General features: G+C 43.1%; 18 protein-coding genes. 10 read left to right on the plus strand and 8 right to left on the minus strand.

All coding sequences use genetic code 11. The features are described 5' to 3' along the window. Nucleotide 1: 1 nt before the first annotated feature. The gene (locus tag JMY01_RS08425) at nt 2–1267 is read right to left on the minus strand and encodes an O-succinylhomoserine sulfhydrylase (protein ID WP_201577397.1); all 1266 of its coding nucleotides are present in this window, start codon (nt 1265–1267) and stop codon (nt 2–4) included. Between the two features lie 432 nt (nt 1268–1699). Here JMY01_RS08425 and JMY01_RS08430 point away from each other — a divergent pair, with 432 nt between their 5' ends. The 3 genes from JMY01_RS08430 (at nt 1700) to dusA (ending at nt 5939) form a co-directional block, all read left to right on the plus strand. Continuing rightward, nucleotides 1700–3415 carry a phospholipase D family protein gene (locus tag JMY01_RS08430; protein ID WP_201575140.1) on the plus strand — a complete coding sequence of 572 codons (1716 nt, stop codon included), beginning with the start codon at nt 1700–1702 and terminating at the stop codon, nt 3413–3415. A 195-nt stretch (nt 3416–3610) separates the two neighbouring features. Continuing rightward, nucleotides 3611–4912, plus strand: coding sequence for an MFS transporter (locus tag JMY01_RS08435; RefSeq protein WP_201575141.1), 1302 nt, complete (start codon nt 3611–3613; stop codon nt 4910–4912). 55 nt (nt 4913–4967) lie between these two features. Next, nucleotides 4968–5939, plus strand: a complete 972-nt coding sequence (gene dusA, locus JMY01_RS08440) for a tRNA dihydrouridine(20/20a) synthase DusA (RefSeq protein WP_201575142.1) — start codon at nt 4968–4970, stop codon at nt 5937–5939. A gap of 45 nt (nt 5940–5984) precedes the next feature. Here dusA and JMY01_RS08445 read toward each other — a convergent pair whose 3' ends face one another. The 4 genes from JMY01_RS08445 to JMY01_RS08460 form a co-directional block, all read right to left on the minus strand. After that, entirely contained in the window at nt 5985–6794 is an 810-nt protein-coding gene (locus tag JMY01_RS08445; protein ID WP_227677776.1) for a CPBP family intramembrane glutamic endopeptidase, read from the minus strand. A 173-nt stretch (nt 6795–6967) separates the two neighbouring features. Next, nucleotides 6968–7855 carry an alpha/beta hydrolase gene (locus tag JMY01_RS08450; protein ID WP_201575143.1) on the minus strand — a complete coding sequence of 296 codons (888 nt, stop codon included), beginning with the start codon at nt 7853–7855 and terminating at the stop codon, nt 6968–6970. A gap of 133 nt (nt 7856–7988) precedes the next feature. After that, nucleotides 7989–9050 (minus strand): signal peptide peptidase SppA, encoded by a 1062-nt coding sequence (gene sppA / locus JMY01_RS08455; protein WP_201575144.1) that lies wholly within the window; start codon nt 9048–9050, stop codon nt 7989–7991. A 287-nt stretch (nt 9051–9337) separates the two neighbouring features. Then, nucleotides 9338–12355 carry a ComEC/Rec2 family competence protein gene (locus tag JMY01_RS08460; protein ID WP_201575145.1) on the minus strand — a complete coding sequence of 1006 codons (3018 nt, stop codon included), beginning with the start codon at nt 12353–12355 and terminating at the stop codon, nt 9338–9340. 397 nt (nt 12356–12752) lie between these two features. Here JMY01_RS08460 and JMY01_RS08465 point away from each other — a divergent pair, with 397 nt between their 5' ends. Then, nucleotides 12753–13328 (plus strand): DUF2062 domain-containing protein, encoded by a 576-nt coding sequence (locus JMY01_RS08465; protein ID WP_201575146.1) that lies wholly within the window; start codon nt 12753–12755, stop codon nt 13326–13328. A 341-nt stretch (nt 13329–13669) separates the two neighbouring features. Here the strand turns inward: JMY01_RS08465 and lolD are convergent, their stop codons facing one another. Both lolD and JMY01_RS08475 read right to left on the minus strand, forming a co-directional pair. Further along, nucleotides 13670–14350, minus strand: a complete 681-nt coding sequence (lolD, locus tag JMY01_RS08470; protein WP_201575147.1) for a lipoprotein-releasing ABC transporter ATP-binding protein LolD — start codon at nt 14348–14350, stop codon at nt 13670–13672. Nucleotides 14351–14429: 79 nt separating this feature from the next. Further along, nucleotides 14430–15665 (minus strand): lipoprotein-releasing ABC transporter permease subunit, encoded by a 1236-nt coding sequence (locus JMY01_RS08475; RefSeq protein ID WP_201575148.1) that lies wholly within the window; start codon nt 15663–15665, stop codon nt 14430–14432. A gap of 503 nt (nt 15666–16168) precedes the next feature. Between JMY01_RS08475 and JMY01_RS08480 the strand changes: the two genes are divergently transcribed. Next, the gene (locus tag JMY01_RS08480; RefSeq protein WP_201575149.1) at nt 16169–17149 is read left to right on the plus strand and encodes a hypothetical protein; all 981 of its coding nucleotides are present in this window, start codon (nt 16169–16171) and stop codon (nt 17147–17149) included. Between the two features lie 130 nt (nt 17150–17279). Here the strand turns inward: JMY01_RS08480 and JMY01_RS08485 are convergent, their stop codons facing one another. Further along, nucleotides 17280–17669 (minus strand): SCP2 sterol-binding domain-containing protein, encoded by a 390-nt coding sequence (locus JMY01_RS08485; protein ID WP_201575150.1) that lies wholly within the window; start codon nt 17667–17669, stop codon nt 17280–17282. A gap of 1117 nt (nt 17670–18786) precedes the next feature. Here JMY01_RS08485 and ccoN point away from each other — a divergent pair. From ccoN to ccoG, 5 genes are all read left to right on the plus strand, one after another. After that, the gene (gene ccoN / locus JMY01_RS08490; RefSeq protein ID WP_201575151.1) at nt 18787–20268 is read left to right on the plus strand and encodes a cytochrome-c oxidase, cbb3-type subunit I; all 1482 of its coding nucleotides are present in this window, start codon (nt 18787–18789) and stop codon (nt 20266–20268) included. Nucleotides 20269–20277: 9 nt separating this feature from the next. Beyond that, a complete protein-coding gene (gene ccoO / locus JMY01_RS08495) occupies nt 20278–20916 on the plus strand; it encodes a cytochrome-c oxidase, cbb3-type subunit II (RefSeq protein ID WP_201575152.1) in 639 nt (212 codons plus the stop codon). Further along, a complete protein-coding gene (locus JMY01_RS08500; RefSeq protein ID WP_201575153.1) occupies nt 20916–21098 on the plus strand; it encodes a cbb3-type cytochrome c oxidase subunit 3 in 183 nt (60 codons plus the stop codon). The genes ccoO and JMY01_RS08500 overlap by 1 nt, the downstream gene beginning before the upstream one ends. Further along, on the plus strand, nt 21095–22246 hold the full coding sequence (gene ccoP / locus JMY01_RS08505; protein ID WP_201575154.1) for a cytochrome-c oxidase, cbb3-type subunit III: 1152 nt from the start codon (nt 21095–21097) through the stop codon (nt 22244–22246). The genes JMY01_RS08500 and ccoP overlap by 4 nt, the downstream gene beginning before the upstream one ends. Nucleotides 22247–22656: 410 nt before the next feature. Continuing rightward, nucleotides 22657–24066: a cytochrome c oxidase accessory protein CcoG gene (gene ccoG / locus JMY01_RS08510; RefSeq protein WP_201575155.1), complete on the plus strand. Its 1410-nt coding sequence runs from the start codon at nt 22657–22659 to the stop codon at nt 24064–24066. The last annotated feature ends 78 nt before the right edge of the window (nt 24067–24144 follow it).

A 24144-nucleotide genomic window follows, 5' to 3' on the forward strand; every position in this document is an offset into this window, starting at 1 on the left:
TTCACAAACTGTCTAAACCGCGCGCCAAGTCCTTAACAATATCTTCTACATCTTCCAGCCCAACCGACAAGCGAATAAGGCTATCGTTGACGCCCGCTTCAGCACGTGCCTCTGCAGTCAGGCGGAAGTGAGTGGTCGTTGCAGGATGAGTAATAGTCGTTTTGGCATCACCAAGATTATTGGTGATAGATATCATTTGCGTCGAGTCAATGATATGCCAAGCAGCCGCGGTCGCATCACGGTTAGCAGAAGCTTTTACTTCAAACCCCATAATGGCGCCATAACCCTCTGGCATATGATGCTGACGCTTCACTAACTCGTGAGCAGGATGGTCGGACAATCCCGAAAAATGCACTTTATTGACGTTAGGATGATTAACCAAAAACTGTGCCACTTGATTGGCGTTGGCACAGTGAGCCTGCATACGGAGCTTGAGCGTTTCAAGACCTTTGGTAAATACCCAAGCGTTAAACGGGCTCATACTGATACCACCAGAGCGTACGACAGTGAACGCCTCTTGCATCAGCTTATCACTACCCACGAGCGCTCCGCCAAGCACTCGACCCTGACCATCTAGATATTTGGTCGCAGAATGAATAATCACATCGGCACCCAAATCTAATGGGCGTTGCAGCGCAGGTGTCGCAAAGCAGTTATCAACGACCAACAAAATATTATTGGCTTTACACAGCTGACTCAAATAGCCAATATCACAAATCTGCGCTAAGGGATTGCTTGGACTTTCACAGTAAATAACCTTGGTATTCGGCTGAACTGCGTTTGCCCATGCTTCATTATCGTAGCAATCAACATAGCTGACCTCGACACCAAACTTAGCCATGTAGTTATTAAATAAGCCAATAGATGAGCCAAATAACTGATTGGCAGCAAGCAGATGATCACCCGCCTTTAGATAAGCCAAGCACATGGTCAAAATTGCGCCCATACCCGAGGCCGTAGCGACCGCACGCTCACCATTTTCTAAGGCTGCTAAACGGCGCTCAAAGGTGCGCACACTTGGGTTGGTGTGGCGCGAGTAGACATTACCCGTCTTAGTACCATTAAAGTGCGCGGCCGCATCGCTTGCTGAAGTATAGACGTATGAGCTGGTCGTAAATATCGCTTCTGAGTGCTCACCCTCATCGGTACGGTGGTGTCCTGCTCGTACAGCGATGGTTTGCATACCATAACCCAATTCCAAATCGAGGGCGTCATCACGCCAGTTCGAATCTAAACCATTATCATCATGCGCTTGCGACTGACTCATAACTTTTCCATTACTATTATTGATATTATCGTTCATGCTAGCATTGGTCATACTTTTGGACTTTGCTAATCCTAAAAAGACTAACACAAGGACATATTGAATATGCCCGAAACGCCATTAATGACTATCTGAACCTTAATTGTAGAGTAGCTCTAAATGCAGCGTTATCATATCATGTCACTTTATTCCAAACATCTTATTTTGACGAGCCACAAATCTTGCTTATGAATATCAGGCTGTGTTGGCCATGCTAAGAAAAATAACGAATTTTTAATAGGAAGATATCACTACACCTGCTAAGCTTAGCGGCAATTTGACTTTTGCTTCACCCAGTATTCTTAATCGATTATTTTGGACCAGATTATGGCTAGATTTGCCTTATTAAATTACAGTACACTTTACAATAAACCAAGCTCATCAAGGTAAATAGTTATGTCGATGTTCAGTATAGAGCCAAGTAACTTGTCACTCAGCCTAACGCTTGGACTGACGTTGGGGCTTAGTGCGTGTCAAATCTTGCCCGGACAGCCACACTTGCCTGAAAGCCAAGCCTTATCAGCACGTGTCAATGCTCTATATCAACAAGCAAACAACCTAGAAGAAGCTCAAAATAAAGAAACTGACAGCAGTAGCAATATTAATCATGTTCAAAGCAATAATAACCAAAATAATGGCGAAAACTCACTGCCTGCTGATATAGAAAACACCAATCTGGTAGCAGCCATTACTGAACAAAACGAGAGTCATCCCGAACTGTCAGGCTATCACCCTATTGTTACTGGTGCGAATGCTTTTGCCTCACGTAGTATTTTGACTGATATGGCCACTCGTAATATTGATGTGCAATATTATATCTGGCACGATGACCAAGCTGGTCAGCTGATGTTAAAAGACTTGTGGGAAGCAGCTGAGCGCGGGGTCATTGTGCGCTTATTACTTGACGATTTTAATAACGATGCTAAGTTTGATCAACACCTACTGCGCTTTTCTAGTCACCCAAATATTGCCGTGCGTATCGTAAACCCATTGATGTATCGTAAATTTCAATCACTTAACTATGTGACTGGACTGCCCCGCATCAATAGACGTATGCACAATAAAAGCATGACTTTTGACAGACAGATTACCATCATCGGTGGCCGAAATATTGGCAACGAATATCTGAGCAATGATCAAAACAGCCAGTTTGCAGACTTAGATGTCTTGCTGATTGGCAAAGTAGTGGCCGACATTGATAATGGCTTTGCCAGCTACTGGTCTTCGCCAATATCTTTTGATATCGAAACGCTGGTGACGCTCAATAAAGGCGCTACCGATGACTTTTTGACGGGGCTAGATAAGTTAGACGAAGACGAAAAGACCAACTCGCGTAGCAGCTTAGCCATCTATAAAGCCGCTATTGAGGACTCCTCTATCGATACCGATCTGGTCAATAAGCGCGTGCCGTTTCGCTGGACAGACATGCAGTTTTTGAGTGACGATGTTGGTAAATTGACCAAATCTGTGCCAGCTGACACCAATCTTGTTCATCAGCTGCGTACCTTATTAGGCAGTCCTTCTAAAAACTTGACCATCATTTCATCGTACTTCGTTCCTACTAGAGACGGAGTAAATACGCTGGTACAGTTGGCCGAGTCTGGTATCGATATCAAGATTTTGACCAACTCCTTTGATGCAACCGATGTCACTGCTGTGCATTCTGGATACAGTCAATGGCGACCCAGATTGCTACGTTCAGGTATCAAAATCTATGAGCTAAAGTCTACTGCCAGTGAGGAGAAACGTGAAAACAAACTGTGGAAAGCTCGCAGTCAATCATCAACCAGTCTGCATGCCAAGACTTTTGCGGTTGATGATCATCAAGTTTTTATCGGTTCTTATAATGTAGATCCCCGTTCTGCCAATATTAATACTGAAATGGGTGTACTCATTAATGATAATGAGCTGGCACGGCAATTGCACGAAACACTTGGCGACAATCTGCTGAGTCAAGCTTATGAAGTCAGGTTAGTAGAGAATGATCAGCTGCAGTGGCATACCCTCGAAAATGGCGAAAAAGTAGTTTATACCTCAGAGCCAAAGGTAGATTTTAAAGATCATGTTTGGCTAACCGTCATGTCGTGGCTACCGATTGATTGGCTGCTCTAGGGCTTTGAGAGCAGCTATTTATATCTGTCTTCTCTTAAGTCTTGAACCTTCTGCAACAACGCTTATCTAAAAATCTTTATATTTATTTTGGTGAGTCATTCGTTAATACTAATGGCTTAGCTTTTTTTATGATGTTGGTTGTCTACCTGATGACCGACTCTATAACCGCTTTTATATGTGGATGCGTGATACATTATGCCTTCTCGTCCTCAATATGAACTCATGTCTCCTAAAGACAGAAATATAGTATTATTTGTTTGCTTTAGCAGTGCCGTGATGTTCTTTGATTTTTTGATCTACTTGTACATGGTAGATGTCATCTCGGCAGCTTTTTTCCCTGCCAATGCTGACTCTGCAATTACTAGATTGCAAGGGCTTGGGCTCTTTACCATTGGTTACTTAGCCCGCCCGCTTGGCGGCATTATCTTTGGTCGTTATGGCGACATCAAAGGCCGCAAGCCTGTGTTATTAATAAGCATACTGGTCACTGCAGCTTCTATGCTAGCGATGGCATTGTTACCTACTTATGCGCAGTGGGGACTGGCTGCTCCAGCTTTATTTATTGCACTTCGCATCATACAAGGCATGGCCTTTGGTGTCTTTGCGCCATTAACATGGATTTTCGTCGCTGAGCATGTGCCTCGGCAATACCTTTCGGCTGGCTGTAGCTACATCATGGCCAGTTTTTTGCTAGGTGTGTTATTTTCCAATGCTTTTTTTATGTGGCTCACGGCTTCGATGACCACAGAGCAGTTAATCACTGATGGTTGGCGCTTACCGTTTATCGTTGCGACCATTCTCAGCTTTTTGCCCATCTTGGCATGGCGCTATATCAGTGAGTCACCATTCTTTATCGAAATGAAAGAGCAAAAACCTGGTAAATGTTTTGCAAAGCCATTCACTCTGCTATTCAAACATTGTAAGCATTCAATATTCATCGGCATGATATTGACATTGATTATCTCTAGCCTCGTCACTGTCGTGGTGTTGCTCCTACCAAAGTTAATCACGCTACGTTTTACCATAGACAGTGATTTGTTTGGGTTTTCGCACAGCCTTGGTATCATCTTCATGATTTTTGGCTGTCTTTTTTATGGCATTTTATCTAATTATCAAAACTTCGGTAAAATCTTAGTCATTGGGTCTGCATTACTCATCGCGCAAGTTTTTGCTTTTTTCTATCATTTGGATGCAGGTGGTGATTATATCCTCATCATGTATGCTCTTTTGGGTTTTTGTGCAGGCATCGTCGGTATGATACCAGCGATTTTTGTACAGTTATTCCCAACCAATGTACGTCTGACGGGGATGGCTTTTTCTTATAACGTGACCTATGGTATCGTAGGCGGCCTAGTGCCTTTTGCACTCAGTTATGCCACTGTTTTTGTGAGCTTTTCACCAGCATTGTATATCGCTTTTATTGGCTTTATCGGGATAATCATTGGGCTTTATTTTTATAATCTGCCCGAATTCAAACAAATCAACCAGCTCGTTTAGCTTTCTAAGCTGATAGCAGATAGATATTGAACGCATAAAAATTAAGGGTAATACCATGGTTGATATGACCAATAAGCGACTGTCGGTCGCTCCTATGATTGACTGGACTACCACAGATTATCGTTACTTTGCGCGGCTGTTTAATCCGCATGTGTACCTATATACCGAGATGATAAGTACGGGGGCGCTGATCCATGGCAATCGTGCACGGCATCTGCGCTTTGATGCCCTCGAGCATCCGCTTGTGCTGCAACTTGGTGGCGCAGATATCAGTGAGATGACCGAGTGCGCCGAGTTCGCTCAGCAGCATGGTTATGATGAGGTAAATATCAATGTTGGCTGCCCATCCGACCGTGTACAGCATAATAAGATTGGTGCCTGTTTGATGGCTGAGCCTGAGACGGTTGCTGATTTGGTAAAACATATGCAAGCGGCCGTCGACATTCCAGTGACGGTGAAGCATCGTATTGGTATTGATGATTTCGACAGTTATGAATTTATGTCGCAGTTTGTGCAGACAGTGGCTGCGGCTGGCTGTACACGCTTTATTGTGCATGCGCGTACTGCATGGCTGCAAGGGCTTAGTCCCAAACAAAACCGTGAGATACCGCCGCTGCGTTATGACGATGTCTACCGCCTGAAACAAGAGTTTCCAGCGCTTGATATCGAGATCAATGGCGGTATCGACACTGTCGCAGACATTGCAGCACACTTGCAGCATATCGATGGAGTGATGATTGGTCGGGCCTTTTATCACAACCCTTACCTATTAGCAGAGGCCAATAGCTTATGGGATCAGCCCGCACCGAAACGCTCAGATATTTTGGCGCAGCTATATCCATACTTAGAAGAGCAAGTCGCAAAAGGTGAAGCGCTGCCGACGATGACGCGACATTACTTAGGATTGTTTCAAGGGCTAATGGGTGCACGTAAATGGCGACAAGCCTTGAGCGGTAAGCCGCATTTAACGATTGCAGATATTAAACAAGCAGCATCTGAGGTGCTACAGTTAAATCCTGACGCATAGTGAGTTCTATTGGCACTTTCGCCAAATGTTTAAAACCTCTAGCAACTAAGCCACTTGCGATAGATACTGCCACATCGCTGTGCCATTATTGAGTATGTGTAACAATATTGGCAGTATTAAAGAGCCTGATTTGAGGCGCGCATAACAAAATATCAAAGCCAATACCACGATGGTGCTTATCTCATAAATACCATATTGCAAATGAATAACGGCAAAAATAAGACTGGTGATTATGCTAGCAACCAACGCACCGCGCTGCTCCGAATATGAGGGCGCGGAGAACTGCTCAGCGATCGCCGACCACAAGATACCGCGAAACACCAACTCCTCATATATCGGTGCAACAATCACCATCGCAAAAACCAACAACCATACCGAACTAACAGATTGATATAACGGATCGACAAAAACTAAGGGTGACTTATCTAATACATAGGTCAACACCTGACTGCCAATCATAAAGAGAATGAGCACCCCAAGCAAACCCATACCGACCGCTAATGAAAACGGTTTGAGCGCCAAATACTGACGCACATCAGCAGTTTTTAATCGTAGGATTAAAACGCTAAGCACTGTTATTAATGCACAGCTGATGATGATTGAGACACTGACCACCGTGCCGTCGTTACCGCCAAAAAGAAAAACATCGCCCACTGTCGCAGTCTTAACTGCCGGCAATAACCACTTGCCTGCCACATATATTCCTATCAATTGGCTGATAAAAAAAGCCACTATCATACCGATGACCAGAAAAAACACACCCAAACGTGAAAACAAAGGTGTACGGCCAAAATCAGGCTGAGAGGCAGTGTTGTTTAAAACGGAAACAGGGTTAAGCTTATTATGGTTTGTCATAGAACAGGAACTCAAGATGGTAACCTATAGTCAAGGAGTTTTAAAATCGCTACAAGGCGACCGATCGCAGATAGTACACTAAGTACATTTAGGCCGGGTAACACCGTAGCGGTTTAAAAGCGCTCCGACTATATCGGCTCTTATAGATAGCCTAGTCTCAGTAATAGCAAGCTCTAAGTCGATAGCTGCTGATTGATAAGCGTTAAGACTTGCTTCGAGACAGACTCTGGATATTCTAAGGGGAACATGTGACCACCAGCATGGGTTTCATAAGGGATACCCAAGCGCGTTTTAATTTTTTTGGGAAATTTCTGTTTCAAAAATATACTATCGTCACCGATGATCAAGGTAACAGGTGGCTTAGGTCTACGATTCGGTACCAGCCAATACCAAGACGGGTTGGTCCGAAACACGGCCACCTCAGTCGCTTTGGGTATCGCCAGTGTTACTTTGCCATTCGCACAGTCATGTAATCCATGCTCAATATATCCCTCAAAGCTACGCTCATCAAAATTCTTAAAAAACCCTTTATAACGCATTTTTTCATAGGCTTCTTCGCGGCTGTCCCACACGTCTCGGCGGTTTTTGGAAATGCCAGAAGGCGAAAGCTTATCCATCAAGCGATTATTCATCAGGGGCAATTTATCCGCTGTCTTCGCCAGATGCCACAGCAGACTGGTCGTCCCATAAATCCAAGGCGGATCCATCAGTACTGCTTGGTTAAAGCGCTCAGGTGCACGATACAGCGCCTGCAACGTACACATAGCACCAAGTGAATGTCCGACGGCTACTAGCTGTGTCACGCCATGCTGCTCGCAGGTATGCTCCACACTATCAATAATTTGCTGCGTTAAACTGCGCCAGTGATCATCAACAGGATAATCTGGATCGACTCCCATCATCGGAATATATTCGATGGTAAAAAACTCAGCCAGTCCAGCAAAGAATGGCTCATAGACAGCGCTAGGCATGCCGTTGGCGTGCGCAAAATGTATGACAGGCTTTTTTGTTTTTTGAGATACAGGTAATGACGCAAAGTTCTGTAAGCTTAGTTCACTCATGACAGACTCTCGTGGGTTTATATAATTATTTAGTGTTTTTTATAATTGTAAGGTTTTATATATAATTAAGGCTGAGCATAACCATATACTCAGCCTGAATAATCATACACATTTAATCGGCTATAGAAAATACTTAGCGCATCTCAACATTACCATCTTCTTTTGGTAAAACATCAAGATTGATACTTGAGCCAACGCCTGCACCTAACTTAACTGCAAAACGCTCCATGAATAACTGGAATGGATCTCGCGGCGTATAGTTCACCACATTATCGAGCTCCAACTGTCTTTCTAAGCTGGCAACACTGCCCTTTTTATCTGCCAATCCAAGCTCAATTGATTGCTCGCCTGTCCAAAATAATCCCGAAAACAGTTTGTTATCTTCTGGGTTTTTTAAACGGTCGCCGCGGCCTTCTTTAACCGCATTAATGAAGTGCTTGTGAGTGTTGTCCAGCACTTTTTCGACATGCTGCGCTTCATAATTACTTAGTGGACGCGACAGACTCAAGATGTCTTTATATTCACCTGCAGTGATGGTTCGATCTTCAATGCCAACCTTGTCCATCAAGCTTTCGATATTGTAGCTTGGCATAATGACGCCAATAGAACCAACAAGGCTTGAAGGATTCACATAGATCTCATCTGCAGCAGAAGCGATGTAATACGCGCCAGAGGCACCGATATCACCAATGACAGCATAGAGCTTTTTATCAGGGTACTCTTGGCGTAAGTCCATCATGGTTTGCCAGATTTCATCCGACTGCACTGGTGAGCCACCAGGCGAGTTAATTTCTAATGCTACCGCTTTTGAGTTTTTATTTTCAAAAGCGCGAGTCAAAGCCTTGCTCACATCGTAAGAGTTGGCAACATCATTAGCACTTATCGTACCTTGCACCTCGACGACAGCCAAATGTGGTTTAGTGGTATCGATACCGTCAAGGGTCGCTGGTTTTTCAGCACTACAACCGCGCCCAATGGTAATAAATACCAATAAGATGTAACCGAAAGTCAGTAGCTTAAAAAAGATACCCCAACGTCTCGAGCGACGCTGCTCTTCCACGCTAGCCAGTAGAGTTTTTTCAATGAGACGCCACTCTTGTCCACTCGGCTGATTTGACGACATTTGTTGCATTGGCGCTGGCTGGTTTGTCCCGTTATCAGGACGTTTATTAGGGTCTGGCGGCCAGTTAGGCATATAACTTCCTAGGTAAGATTCAATCTAAAACGATAAATAAAAAAGTATTTATTCGATTTTGATATCAGATCGATATCAATAAAACAATAAGCTACTAAGTATGGTGGCTTTTTAGTTGCGGTTCAATAGTGAAAGCGTGAAATGTCGCCTTATTATACAATTATAGTCGGAGCACTTTTAAACCGCTACGGTGTTACCTGCCCTAGAGGTACTTAGTGTACTATCTGCGGTCGGTCGCCCTGTAGCGATTTTAAAATTCCTTGACTATAGCAATACTACGACCTGCTTTAAGGTACAGAACCAAGAGGTAAAGCCACTGCTAAATCCTTACCATCATAGCTTACTACCTCTGTTACTTGCTGACGACTTAGCACATCAGGAGAAACTTGCGACATACTATGAGTTACCCACCGAGTAGATAGAGCAATTGACCGCTGAACGGAAAGGTTAGGCATCCTGTCAGTAGCCAATGGCTCAGCGGGGCATATTAGTGACCATAGTTGCCAGACACGCTGATGAGTCGCTGTATCTAGCACAAGACGTGATTGTAGACGCTCTGGTTGATAAGTATCCTGCTGTGATATTGAGTTTAGTTCTGGCAGTTGCTTTAATAGTGGCTTAGACACTGTTGATATCTCTGTAGTCAGCTTTTGAGTATTGAGTAGTAACGGCTGCTGCGGGTTGGCAGCATTGTATTGAACCACTTCAATTGGCTGTCCACTATCAATCGCGATACTACAATCCCAAACGCTACTATCTGCTATTTCACTCCAACCTGTCATTGCTTGCAGCATTAAATCTCCAGTGGGAAGCTGCCAAGCTTTACCCTGATCACAGGGTTGGGCGCTGATAGTCGTTACCGCTGTAGATGGATTACTGTCGCTATATAACTGCTGAAACGTCGACCATCGTTCATGACGTCCTGCCTGCCAATATTGATTAGTCGGCAAGCTCTGGCTCAATTGTAAAACGGTCATCGGCAGCAGCTCAGACACTTGTGTATTATGACGAGCACTGTTATTAGGCTTTAGCTGGTCTGACGACTGCTTCGATAGCGTATCGGTTAATTGTGGCACGCTGGTCTGTACCACAATACCTTCTATGCGTTTGACAGACAATGTACGCAACTGTTGCTCTAAAGTCGCAGACAGATTGTCCGCCGTTAGCGTACTAGCCATCGTATGTTTACTTTGTAGTCGATGATCCGCTAAAAACAGCCAGCTGACGTTACCTGCAGCTGAGTGTGAGTCTCCACTAGCACCCTTATTATCCTCAATAGGATACTGCAACAGTGCGGCACTTATATATTGATCACCTGTTGGCAAGACATATAATGTTGGCGTTGTAGAGAATGACTGCTGATTGGCATAGACTGTCATCATTAGAAGAGTCAATGGCGGCAGGGCCAACCAACGACTGATCACGCCACGTGGTAATATCCAAGGCAACATACCCATTAACGCTATCAATATTATAGCCATATTCACTGGTGTATATAGCCATGCACCTGATAATGCTGGCAATGATGTCATCCAAGTTATCAACTCATGTAAACTGGCGACTATCATGCTGACCAATGCCCAGATGCTATCAGCGACAGTAGGTAATAACACAAAGCAAAGCCCTGCCAACAGATTCAGTGGCACAATAATCCAGCCAAATAGACCGATGGCAAATAGATTGATAACCAAGCCCCATAGCGATGCCTTGCCAAACAATAGCAAGGTAATAGGTAGCAGCGCTATAAACAGCCAAAACTGCAGTTTAAATATGCGTTTCCCTGTCAGCCATATCCGCGTGAGCAGAGTGTTACTTTTTTCGATATTATGGCTAGGGGCTCGCCGATGAGGTTGTGGTAACTGTGAGTGACTTTGCCTGTGCAGGGTATCATCATATTTTAGCAACAGCGCCACGGCGATAAAAGACAACCAATATCCTGCCTGCCATAATACATAGGGATCAACCCACGCCATCAATACGGCTAATGCCAGTAGTACGCGCATAGTACTGATAGGTAATAAAGTTAACCTGATCAGCCCTATTGCTAATAACATCCACGCGGTACGCGCAGCTGGTACGTCAAACCCTGTGAATAAAGCATAGATAAAAGCGGCACTGATCATCACCCACCAACGCACTTGCCAACGTGGTAGAGTGCGATACAGCGCGGGCCACAGACGATCGAATAATAATACTGCGGTACTGGCCAACATAATTGCTAAAAATAAAACATGCGTGCCTGAGATGGCTAGCAAATGCGAGATACCTGCCAGTTGGTATAGGTCTTTGGTATCGCGGTTAATTAAGCTGCGATCTCCCGTTAGCAGGCTTAAAGTCACCGCTTTTGTTTGTTGCTCGGCGGTAGTTTGTAATGGCCAATCTTGATAGAAATGCTGCCGTAGCTGCCAGCGCCATTGATCAATATGAATGCGTAAGCGTTTCAAGGACGAGTGAGACGCAGAGTTAGAAAAGCTCTCAGATGCAGCTGCCAAAGTCTCTGAGCCATTGACTGATTTAATGGGGGTTCCAGCTGCTATAACAGTCGCCACCCCATCAATATGACGAGCGCGCAACCAACGATAACTGTCAAAGCCAGATGGGTTATTAAGAGCCTGCTGTGAGGTTGCCAACGGTGCAATTGCCAATGTCATTAGCAGTTGATCGTTAGGCTGCAGATGGTTTAAAGCCATCAAATCATTATTTTTATTAGCACTTTGTGGATATGCATTAAGTAAAACTCGATATTGGAGATTATTATCGCCCTCTATGCTACTTAGGCTATTTTCGTTAAGATAGTCTTGCGTTTGTGTCTGCAAATCTTGAGAGCTTAATTCAGAAACCAAGGGGGAAAGTGCTTGTATTGTCGCCACTTGGCGATAGCCGCTGTTGGTCTCAGGGTCATAGACACTATCACTAATGCCCTCAACAGTGACCCATGCTTGCACTCGCATAGATTCAGTAAGCTTTGTCGATTCTGCCTGCCAATGGCCAGATAACGCTTGTAGCGCACTGCTGATAATAAGAAAGCTTGCTACTAAAATCGCCAATAGATGACGAGAAAACTTGAAGAACAAAGCACGAGTAAACGATTGGGTTTTTGAAAGTGAACTATTGCTAGTATTTAATGGCAAAGCGTTGCGCTGAATGATAAATAATAAAAGGATGGTCGTTATGATTAAGAAAAGCCAAACCAAGGAGCTCGGCATACTTTCTAATAGTGAAACCTTTGGCAAAGCAATATCATCAGCGACGTCCAATACCGCTATCATGATAGTAATCACTAAAATACCAACTAGCCAATACACCAGCACTCCTTGCTTGATGATTTAAAAATTTACCAAGAATATTTGACTCTCAATTTAGGGCTTATAATCAATTAAATTACGAGGGTAGAAGTATAAATGCTTTAATTGCCGACACGACCTACTATAGACCATCATAGACTCTGGCTTTAGATAGCGAAAAGTGGCATCAAAAATATCAGCAACTTATCGACAATCTACTTTGTAATATCTCATTGTAAAGCACCGACAATAGCATTTATTACTATATTAGCCTATACTAATTAGGCATGTCGCGGATACATTTATTCGCTAATTTTTGACCCTTACCATCCTATTTTTCTACTCAAGATCGTGTAATCGCACACCAGTCTTTCGCATTATACCCAGCGGAATGTAGATAATGATTTAAGGCAAGCCTGTGCCCAATAAAAGTCTTAAAAAACTACTGCCCACGCCCGAAACAATACTAGCAAGTCGCACCTTAAAACTATTTGCGCCGCATCTTGCTGACCCGCGTTTGTGGCAATTCAACCGCCACAGTTTGAATAAAGCTGTATATATTGGTGTGCTCAGTGCTTTTTTTCCACTACCAGGACAGATGCTGTTAGCCTTGATTGGAGCGCTTATTTTTCGCGCCAACGTACCTATGGCACTTGGCCTGACATGGATTACCAATCCTTTGACGACCCTACCCATTTTTTATGCAGGCTACTATGTGGGCGCAAAGATTATGGGTGAACCGATGATTAGCTTACGCCTGATCGGCAGGATGATTGCTGACTTTAGCTTATGGGTATTGTCAGATGGCGCCAATCCCTTTGTTACCTATAGTGGCACGGTATCTTTGACGGCGTTCTGCTTGGGATTAACGATACTGGCAATTATCACCAGTATTATTTGTGGATTGGCATTCAAAGGTATTTGGCGTTACAAAACTGTCACTAGTTGGCAAAAACGTCAACGACAGCGTTCAAACAAACCACCAAAATTTTAATCAAGTCTCTCATCATAATCAGAACCAAAAACCAAAAAAGCCGTTATTAAAACGGCTTTTATCTTATCTAAATGGGTCATTCCCTTTTTCGATACTATCAAAAGCAGAAACCGGAACATCATTTTGATTCATAATGTTGCTTTTTATAGTTTGAATGACGTAGGTTAAAGTCGAAGCTATCTTGCGACTTTATAGTAAATCCTAAATAAAAAAGTACGACTATGATAGCGTGCCTCTAGTATAAATTTTCCTTGCGTGCTGTATTCACAGAGGCTGCACAAAATTCATCCTAGTGGCACTGTGTTTATTTTATAGTGGGTCGACTATATTAGTGATAAAGCTTAATACTCTTCCCAATGCCCGTTGCGTAACAACAACTGTCTATCTGCCAGTGCCGCTAAATTACGATCATGCGTGACCATCAATAGTGCGGTTTGCATGGTACTCTGTAGCTCTGACAACAGACCGAAGACACTTTGGGCATTGTCATAGTCTAAGTTACCAGTAGGTTCATCTGCTAAGATAACCGACGGCTTGGTCACTAGTGCACGGGCGATGGCCACACGCTGACGCTCACCGCCTGACAGCTCACCTGGTCTATGATTCAATCTGTGTCCCAAACCTACATTTTCCAAGATTTCAACTGCTTGCTGCCGCGCATCCGTGGTGGAGACTTTTGGACGCATCAATAAAGGCATTGCAACGTTTTCTATCGCAGTGAACTCTGCTAATAGATGATGGAATTGATAAATAAATCCCAAATACTGATTGCGCATTGCACCGCGCTGAGTTTCATTCATGTTGTTTAGACATTTGCCATGTAGCCATACCTCACCACTGGTCGGAGTGTCCAGCCCCCCCAGTAAATGCAACAAAGTACTTTTACCTGAGCCACTAGTGCCAACGATAGCAATACGCTCGCCAGCATTAACGGACAGATCCAAACCCGTCAGTACTTGCGTACGCACCGCACCCTCATCGTATATCTTACTGATGTTACTTGCTTCTAAGATGGCCGCCATACTGCTTCCTTCATTTATACTTATTATCAATTTAAAAACCGCCCTGTAGTTTTTATAACCCTATAGGGCGTATTGTAAGCTACTCATAACGCAGCGTCTGTGCAGGCTGAATTTTGGCTGCGCGACGTGCAGGGTAAATGGTTGCCAAAAAGCTCAATACAAATGAAGCACCCGTAATGAGCACCACGTCAGACAAACGCAGCTGTGATGGCAGATAATTAATAAAATAAGCATCAAATAGGTTCAGACCAAAGCTTTGATTAATCCAGCCTAAGATATCACTGACACTTAGGGCAAACACAATACCAAGTATCGTACCTGCGACCGTACCAATCACTCCAATCACGACACCTTGCACCATAAAAACTTGCGTAATCAAGCGCGGTGAGGCGCCAAAAGTTTTTAAGATCGCAATGTCTGCTTTTTTGTCCGTCACTAGCATGACCAAGCTTGAGACAATATTAAAAGCGGCAACCAAAATGATCAAAAATAGCAGCAAACCAACCATCGCTTTTTCCATTTGGATTGCACCAAATAGATTGCCATGGGTTTGTGTCCAATCATTTGGATACAACTGCTGAGGCGCAATGGCAGCGGCGTTTTGCGCGGCAATGGGTGCATTAAACAGATCGTCAAGCTTCATACGTACCCCTTGTGCGCCTTCTGGCAGACGTAGGAGCTTGGCGGCATCATTCATCGGAATAAAGGCCATTAAGCTATCGACTTCAGGACTAATGCTGAAGATACCCGTCAAGGTAAAACGCTTAAAGCGTGGTATCACCCCTGCAGGTGATGGGGAGGCTTCTGGCAATACCAGCGTGACTTTGTCACCTAACCCCAACCCTAAAGACCGCACCATCTCTTCACCCAGCACGATACTAAAGTCACCGTTTTTTAACGTATCAATACTGCCTTCTGTCATATGATTATCAATAATAGAGACGTTTTTTTCATATTCAGGCTCTATACCAGTCACCATAATTCCAGCGACTTGACCGTTTGCTGTCAGCATCCCTTGGAGCTGAATAAAAGGTGCAACTGCGGTGACTTCGGGATCTTCTTCAATACGATCAGCCAACAACTTCCAATCGCTAATAACCTCAGGAGATGTCACTGTCGCCTGCGGCACCATCCCCAAAATACGGGTTTTTAACTCACGATCAAAGCCATTCATTACCGATAAGACTGTGATCAACACTGCGACCCCAAGGGTCAAACCCACCATTGATATCAACGATATAAAAGAGATAAAGCCATTACTACGCTCTGCTCGGGTGTACCGTAAGCCGATAAATAACGCTAAAGGACGAAACATATTCAAACTCTTTATCTTATTCACATACCTATTTTGGCTATCTTAGGCACATCAATCTGGTTTAAGACAGGCCAGCTATTTATCTGGCTTTTATTTAACTATTATTTAACTATTATTTAACTATTTTTATTTATTTAATTTTATCTAACAGGCGCTGCCAAAAAGTGGATAGTTTGACACAATTTATCTAACATATGCCAATCATTCGCAAAAACTGCTGGGTATTTTCTAACAAAAAACTTGGCTTTGTTATTATTTTTTTGTGAGGGGCTTGCTATTAGTTGCTTCCATACCTATATATTGTATGCTAAGGACAATTGTCATTAACCCATCATTGTCGTTTGATGCGCCTTTGCTAGTCATATTAGCTGCATAAACATAGCATATCAGCTAGCAAAGACCTTATAGATTGCTTAGACATTAACTTACTGCGCTAGCAACAAAGACTAGTAATAAAGTCTTCGCGACCAAATGACATGGCTGACTTAATTTTGAGTATTTTCATGACCATCAATTATCAATATAAAAACGTACAATCTCCCACAAAAATCACCTTATCTGACGAGCAGACCGCTGGTCATGCTGACCATTGGCGTATTTTAACCGACGATATGAGTCATGATGTGCCAGAATGGTTACAGCAGATGATCGAAAAAGCGGCGATTCCAAAGGGTTTAAACGCTAACGTTAGCACCCAAGACAACTGCTTGCTGCTTTCAGAAGATCAGCCATGCCATATTAACCAAGTGTTGGCCATGAAAGATGGCAAGCCTGAATGCTTTATCAACGCTTATCCTTGTATCAATGGTCCCTATGGTCTGACTTGCACCATCGAACGTATGATCGTTAATGACAATTCACATGACGCAGTACTACGCCTGCGGAGTGATGATGGCAGCATCATTTATGCTTTTGACCAACTATATACTGCCAACCGTCATTTATATCAACAAAACACGCCTTACTTTGTCAATTTTAGCGCCTGGGCTCATGAGTTTACGCTTAGTCAGCAAGACGAAGTCATCATGGTGGAAGATAAGGAAGCCATTCGTTATCACCGTGCCTTTAACGACATCGTTGCTGCTAATGATGGACAAGTTCCAGACGATATCCAAGAGCAAATCCAAAATTGGCAGCCCAAAACCGAAGAACAAATGGCTCCAGTAGAGATTAATCTGGGTCATATGTGCGCTTATCTATTCGGTGATACCTTGGGTCAAGAAGATGAAGCCTGGTGTCAAGGTCAAGTATTAGGCAAGCAGGAGACCTCATTCAATGGCAAATCCATCCTTTTGTTTGATGTCGTCATACTGCGTGAGCAAAATTCTACCCCATTTGTGGTGCGTATCGGCGTAGTCAATACAACAGAGACTCAAGCTATCCAAGTCAATGATTATATCCAAGCAAATATCTGGCTCCAAGCTGCGATCTATAAAGAAAATCAAAACTCTGAATCATCAAATCAGCAGTCGCAAGCGAGCTAGATAACAACCGCATTTGGCAGGCTTTATCTTGTGATGACTGTCTTATGTAATGTAACAGCAGCCATAAAGAAAGCCCCTAACATGGTTAGGGGCTTTCTTTATGGCTTTTATATATTGCAAACTTACGTGATTATGCCAATGTCGTCATTGACTTAATATTTCTGAATAGCTCTTTTTGCTCTGAGCTTGGGCGTGCGCTTTGCAGCGCCATCAACTGTGACATATCTCCTTCCACGCGGATATTACCATTCATAAACGCACCCATAATCTGATTCATATCAAAATCAGTGACAATAGACTGTAAAGTATCACGATCTAACAATAGCGTCGTGGTAGCGTTGTCATTCAAGCCTTTATGTAACAAACCATTGGCGTAATTGGCTTCAATGTCTTGCTCAGCGTCAGAAACTTTTAGATTAATGACCATAGTGGCCAATGCCGGTGGTAAGTTTAACTCGCCAGCCTCATTTCCCAACTGCTCAACTTGCTCAAACCATGCGTCTGTCAAAAAAACTGCCATATTATTATCCTCTAAGAATTAATGATTATTAATACTACTGCGCTCCATTATGGCGTGGTTTTGTTATAAGTAAAACCAAAAACCTCACCATTTGCCAAATTGTAACAAATTATCATGGATTTGGGTCTATGGACGGTTATCTTTTATAAAAAACAGCCTATGACCTTTTAGCATCGTTTAGCTTCTACCAGACTGCTAGCAGTCATAGAGTTCTGACAAGCGTATTAGAATAATCCCTTACATCTTATATTGATATATTGGGGTTTTTTGTTATGATAAGCGCCGGTAATGATGGCTAAAATTGTTATTCATGCATATTATCAAGCTAACTGTATGATCAAACTTAACTAAAAATCACAAACACCCTCCGATAAATTTGTTCTTAACATCTTGCCTTTATCGGAGTATCATAAGTTAAATCATATGGTTATCAATTACGAGTCAGTATTGATGATAAGAAAGCGCTGCTCTTAGGGATTGATAATATATATGAATACTATAAATAGTGTTTAGTACACAAAGTGAGCGGATCATTTGGCTTGATGGCATTTGTCTTATCATTGCTTCTAATCTTAATTAACAAATAGAGATTTATCGCTGCTCTACTAGGCATTAGTAAAGATAGTCGGCTAAATTATTTATTAAAGAGTTTGTATTTGGCGTATAGTCCTGATGATATTTCATTAAGATTGCGTTACAATACCTTCAAACAGAGTCGGGAGTGTTAACTGAACGTTACATAAGCATGTTTTGTCAGCTGCTATTAGCATACATCTATAGTTATTAGGCTTTTATTAGCCAAGTATCGATACTTTTATACAGTCAGATGTTTGATGCTAAAAGACAGCTTACTTTTCAATCAGCTTTAACAATGTATTAATCATCTCAGATTTGCTTGGCCGAGATCATAGCGCCTCTCAGTGCTCATCTCTTATCAGTTTCGCTGATAACTTGCGACAACCTAAACAGATAATTAATGAATTGTTACGGTGATAATTAAGTTAGACAACGACATGTGCTACTGTGTTGCTATAGTTTTAAATACCTTGCTATAGCCTATACATTGCGTAGAATCAGTTAATACTGTTGATAATTCGGGCTGTAAAGGAATCATCCAATGAGTTTACAAAACACAGCAGTCGCCCCAGTTGACCGTGAATACGAAATCACTATCGTACGATTTTTTACGATCATGGCCGTAGTATGGGGCATCGTCGGCATGAGTCTTGGTGTGTTCATTGCTTCACAGTTGGCATGGCCAGCACTTAACTTTGACATTCCATGGTTGACCTTTAGTCGTCTAAGACCATTGCATACTAATGCCGTCATTTTTGCGTTCGGTGGCTCTGCCCTGTTCGCGACGTCTTATTATATTGTCCAACGGACGTGTAAAACGAGGTTATTCGCACCTTATCTGGCGTGGTTTACCTTTTGGGGTTGGCAAGCCGTTATTGTAGCAGCTGTCATTACGCTTCCTTTAGGGTTAACGTCTACCAAAGAATACGCTGAACTTGAGTGGCCAATCGATATTCTAATTGCTTTGGTATGGGTCTCTTATGCCATTGTTTTCTTTGGAACATTGATCAAACGTAAAACCTCACATATCTATGTGGCTAACTGGTTCTTTGCAGCTTTTATTATTACGATTGCATTACTGCATATCGTTAACAGTATGGCTATTCCTGTTAGTGCGTTTAAATCTTACTCACTATTTGGCGGTGCAACTGACGCCATGGTGCAGTGGTGGTACGGGCATAACGCAGTAGGTTTTTATCTAACAGCGGCATTCTTGGGAATGATGTATTACTTCGTTCCTGTACAGATTGGTCGCCCTATCTATTCTTATCGTTTGTCTATCGTTCACTTTTGGGCGCTCATTGCGTCTTATATGTGGGCTGGTGGTCACCATTTGCATTACTCAGCACTACCAGACTGGACGCAGTCACTGGCGATGGTATTCTCTATCATCCTATTCGCACCCTCTTGGGGTGGTATGATTAACGGTGTTTTAACCTTGTCTGGCAGCTGGGATAAGCTACGTACTGATCCAATCATTCGCTTTATGATTGTGGCATTGTCGTTCTATGCGATGTCAACTTTCGAAGGCCCAATGATGTCTATCAAGACGGTCAACGCGTTATCGCATAACACTGACTGGACAGTAGGTCACGTACACTCAGGTGCGCTTGGTTGGGTAGGTATGATTACCATAGGGTCATTATATGTACTGTTACCACGTATCTATAACAAACCAAAAATGTATTCTATCAGTCTGATTAATACTCACTTTTGGTTTGCAACTGCAGGTACTATTTTCTATATTGTTTCAATGTGGATCTCAGGTATTGGTCAAGGCATGATGTGGTTAGCTACGAACCCTGATGGTACTTTGGTATATAGCTTCGTTGATACGGTTGAATTCTCGCATTACCCATATATCGGGCGTGCCTTTGGTGGTCTGTTATATGTGACTGGTATGTTTGTGATGGCGTACAACGTCTACAAGACACTCCAAATGCCTGAAGGTAAGCCAGTTGATGTGGCTGATCCAACAGATCATAAACCTAGTGTCGATGCACCACAGACAGCTAACGTATAAGGAGCGATCATGGCTGGTACACCGCATGAAATTATTGAAAAAAATACAGGCTTATTGGTCATCTTTATTGTCATCGCAATCAGCTTTGCAACTTTGGTTGAGATCGTACCGCTGATTTATGATAACAAAAGTCCTGAAGATGGCGGGGTGAATGCTCCCCTGCCCGCTATGGAGCCTTGGACTGCGCTTGAGTTTGAAGGTCGTGACATTTATATTCGTGAAGGTTGTCACGTTTGTCACACTCAAATGATTCGCCCGCTACGTGCTGAAGTTGAACGTTATGGGCCATACTCACGCGCTGCTGAGTCAACATGGGATCATCCATTCTTATGGGGATCAAAACGTACTGGACCTGACTTGGCACGTGTTGGTCAGCGCTATTCAGAGGAATGGCAAAAACAACATTTGATTGATCCACAATCATTAGTTCCTGAGTCAGTCATGCCAGGCTTTCCATGGCTTGCCACCAACGAAGTTAATGGTGTAAAAGTCCAAACTAAAATGCGTCTATTCCGCGATCGTTTCGGCGTTCCTTATACTGAAGAAGATATCGAAGGGGCCCCTGATGTAGTGCTCGGCGCTACTGAACTTGACGCTCTGGTTGCCTATCTGCAACAGCTAGGTACTGCAATGGAAGGACAGCGCTAATGGGTATTGGTGAATTACAAACAATTGCAACCGTTTCTGCCTTCATTGCCTTTATAGGCGTTGCATGGTGGGCGTATTCGCCAAAAAACAAAAAACGCTTCGAAGAAGATGCACAACTTGCGCTTGATGACGAGGTCAAAGAGCCTTTATCTGAAGAGCAGCGCAATAAGGATGAACGATGACATTTTTTTGGAGTTCTTGGATTACCATCCTCAGTATCATGTGTTGGGCAGGTATTCTTGGGGTCTTGTTATATGTATTAAAATATAAACCTGATCTCGAAGAAGACGGTACTACTGGTCATACTTATGACGGTATTCAAGAATACGATAAACCGCTTCCTAAATGGTGGTTGGTAATATTTTTTGGCTCAATCATTTGGGGTGCTGCATACTGGGTATTTTTCCCAGCTATTCAACCAGCAAACTGGGACGGCATCGCAACGGTAGAAGTCGATGGCGAGACTGTACCTTGGTCGTCAAAAAATGAGTTATATAGTGAACTTGAAAGCAATAACAAAGTATTCACCGATAACTTTGAGCAAAACATTTTGGCAAAGGCAGGTGCCAGTGACGCGACAAAAACGCTAGCAGCACTTGCTGATATGCAAACGACTCTGCGTCGCAGTGAAGAACCACCAGCAGACCTACAAACTCAGATCGATGACAAAGTTACTGAATTAGCACCTTATGTTGAAAAGCTATCTTCAGATCCAAATGCATTGAAAGTTGGTAGCCGTCTCTTCTTACAGAACTGCTCGGTCTGTCACGGCTCTAACGCTAAGGGTGCCATTGGTTATCCAAATCTAACGGATAATGAATGGATACATGGAGGCAAGCCTGAAAATATCTTGCTGACCTTACATAACGGTCGAAATGCTGGTATAGACTACAGCAAGAATCCTGCTGCGTTGCCGATGCCTGCTTGGCGCGACGACCTTGGCGAAGATGGCATACGTGCTGTAGCAGAATATGTACTGTCAATCTCTGGCAATCAAAGAGATTATGATCTAGACCAGACGATGGTTACACAGGGTGAGGCTTTATTTAAAGAACCTACTAACTGTGTGCTTTGTCACGGTGAAGATGGTAAGGGCATGATATCTACTGGTGCTCCAAATCTAACTGACAACATCTGGCTATGGGGCGATACTCGCGAATCACTCCGTGAAACCTTACGTTATGGCCGTGCTGGTGTGATGCCTGAGTGGCAGACTAAACTGGGTAATGAGCGTATTATGCTACTAGCTGCCTATGTTTACTCACTATCAGACAAAACTCCTGCAACAGCCACAGCTACTAATGCCGCTGAAGCTACTGCTGCAAATTGATATTGATTCGATGGTTTATGTGATATACGCCGCTGAATATTAGTTTTTTAAGCAATTGCTTCATATGGAATTGAAAGATGTTATAAAAAGGAGGACTGTCACTACAGTTCTCCTTTTTTATTTCAATGCTCCCACTACAGCGTCAAAACATATTGAGGCTTTGGAGCGCTCAGTGATTGTTTTTTCATATTGATTCCTCATTATTATGAGGGAGGTGATATAATAGTCATTATAATAATCAGTATTATATAATCGTTCATTTGGTAGACAGTATGGTGGTTTTATTTTTGACATACCTACTCTCTACTTACTGACATTGATAACAATTCAAGCCCACGCACCCCAGTTTTCTTAGTAGGTGCTTGTTACTCATGCCAGCAGACTGATTCTTTGTTTAAAGAGGCAAGTTTATGTCAGCACAACAACCCAATAAAATCCCCGTACAACAAATAGATCTCAACGCCGAAAAGAAACGTGTCCATCCTCGATTTGTGACAGGCTTTTATCAAAACATCCGTGTCATTACCATGTATGCGCTGTTGGCAGCGTTCTTGCTATTACCTTGGCTGCGTTATAATGGCAGACAAGCCATTTGGTTTGATGTCCCTTCTCAGCACTATTATATTTTTGGCTTGACGTTTTTGACGCAAGACTTCTATTTTGTCGCGGCATTCGCGATTATTTCTGCCTTTACTTTATTTATGGTAACGGTTTACGCTGGACGCGTATGGTGCGGCTATGCATGTCCACAGACCATTTGGACACACCTGTATCAACATATAGAGAAGTGGGTTATTGGCGAGCGTAACAAGCGCATCAAATTCGACAAGTCGCCAATGAGCGCGACTAAAGCCTTTAAACGCTTCTTGATATACTTTATTTGGTTTGTGTTATCTGTCATTACCGCAGCGACTTTTGTCAGCTACGTTGCGGGTACTGACTTTATGTACGGCAATTGGCAGATGATAGGCTTCATCCCATTCCCTGATTGGCCAACGTGGGTATGGATAGCAATGTTTATCTTTACTTTTGCCACTTACGCAAACGCCGGCTACATGCGTGAGCAGATGTGTGTTCAGATCTGTCCTTATGGTCGCTTTCAAAGCGTAATGTTTGACAAAGATACCTTGATTGTCTCTTATGACTATGAGCGCGGCGAGCCTCGCGGGGCCCGCAAAAAAGGCACAAATCCAGATCACTTAGGCGACTGTATTGAATGTACCATGTGTGTGCAGGTCTGCCCTACTGGCATTGATATTCGCGACGGTCTGCAAGTCGCTTGTATTCAATGCGCTGCTTGTGTCGATGCCTGTAATGAAATCATGGATAAAGTTGGCTATCCACGTGGATTGATCCGCTATACGACCGAAAGACAGTTAGCCGAAAAAGAACCAAGTCGTGTCTTACGTCCGCGTCTTTTTGCTTACTTAGCGGTGCTCACTATATTATGTGGTGGACTTTTATATACCTTGATAGATCGTGTGCCGCTAGAGATTGATATTCGCCGTGACCGCAATCAGCTATCTTCGATTAATAATCAGGGTATGATTGAAAACAGCTATATCGTCAAACTGACCAATAAAACACAAGATGAGCATACCTACAAGATTACACTTGAGCCGCAAGACGGGCTAAGTTTGCAGCTACGTTTTAATGATGTGCCGCTTGTAGCGGGTGAAAGCTTCGATATGTCTGTTAGTATTTATGGTGATCCGGATATTGTAGAGCCAGGTCAAACTCCCATTGTTTTGACAGTCGCCAGTGAAGATGGCAAATATAAAGTAAGTAAGCAAAACGTCTTTACGACTCAAGGTCAATAAGCTGATAGCCGACTAGAATGCCAAACTTGTAATGCTAGGTATGCATTAAGCGCATACTTAGCAGATGCAAGATTTGGA

The organism is Psychrobacter sp. H8-1 (genome assembly GCF_904846575.1).
Taxonomy (GTDB): Bacteria; Pseudomonadota; Gammaproteobacteria; order Pseudomonadales; family Moraxellaceae; genus Psychrobacter; species Psychrobacter fulvigenes.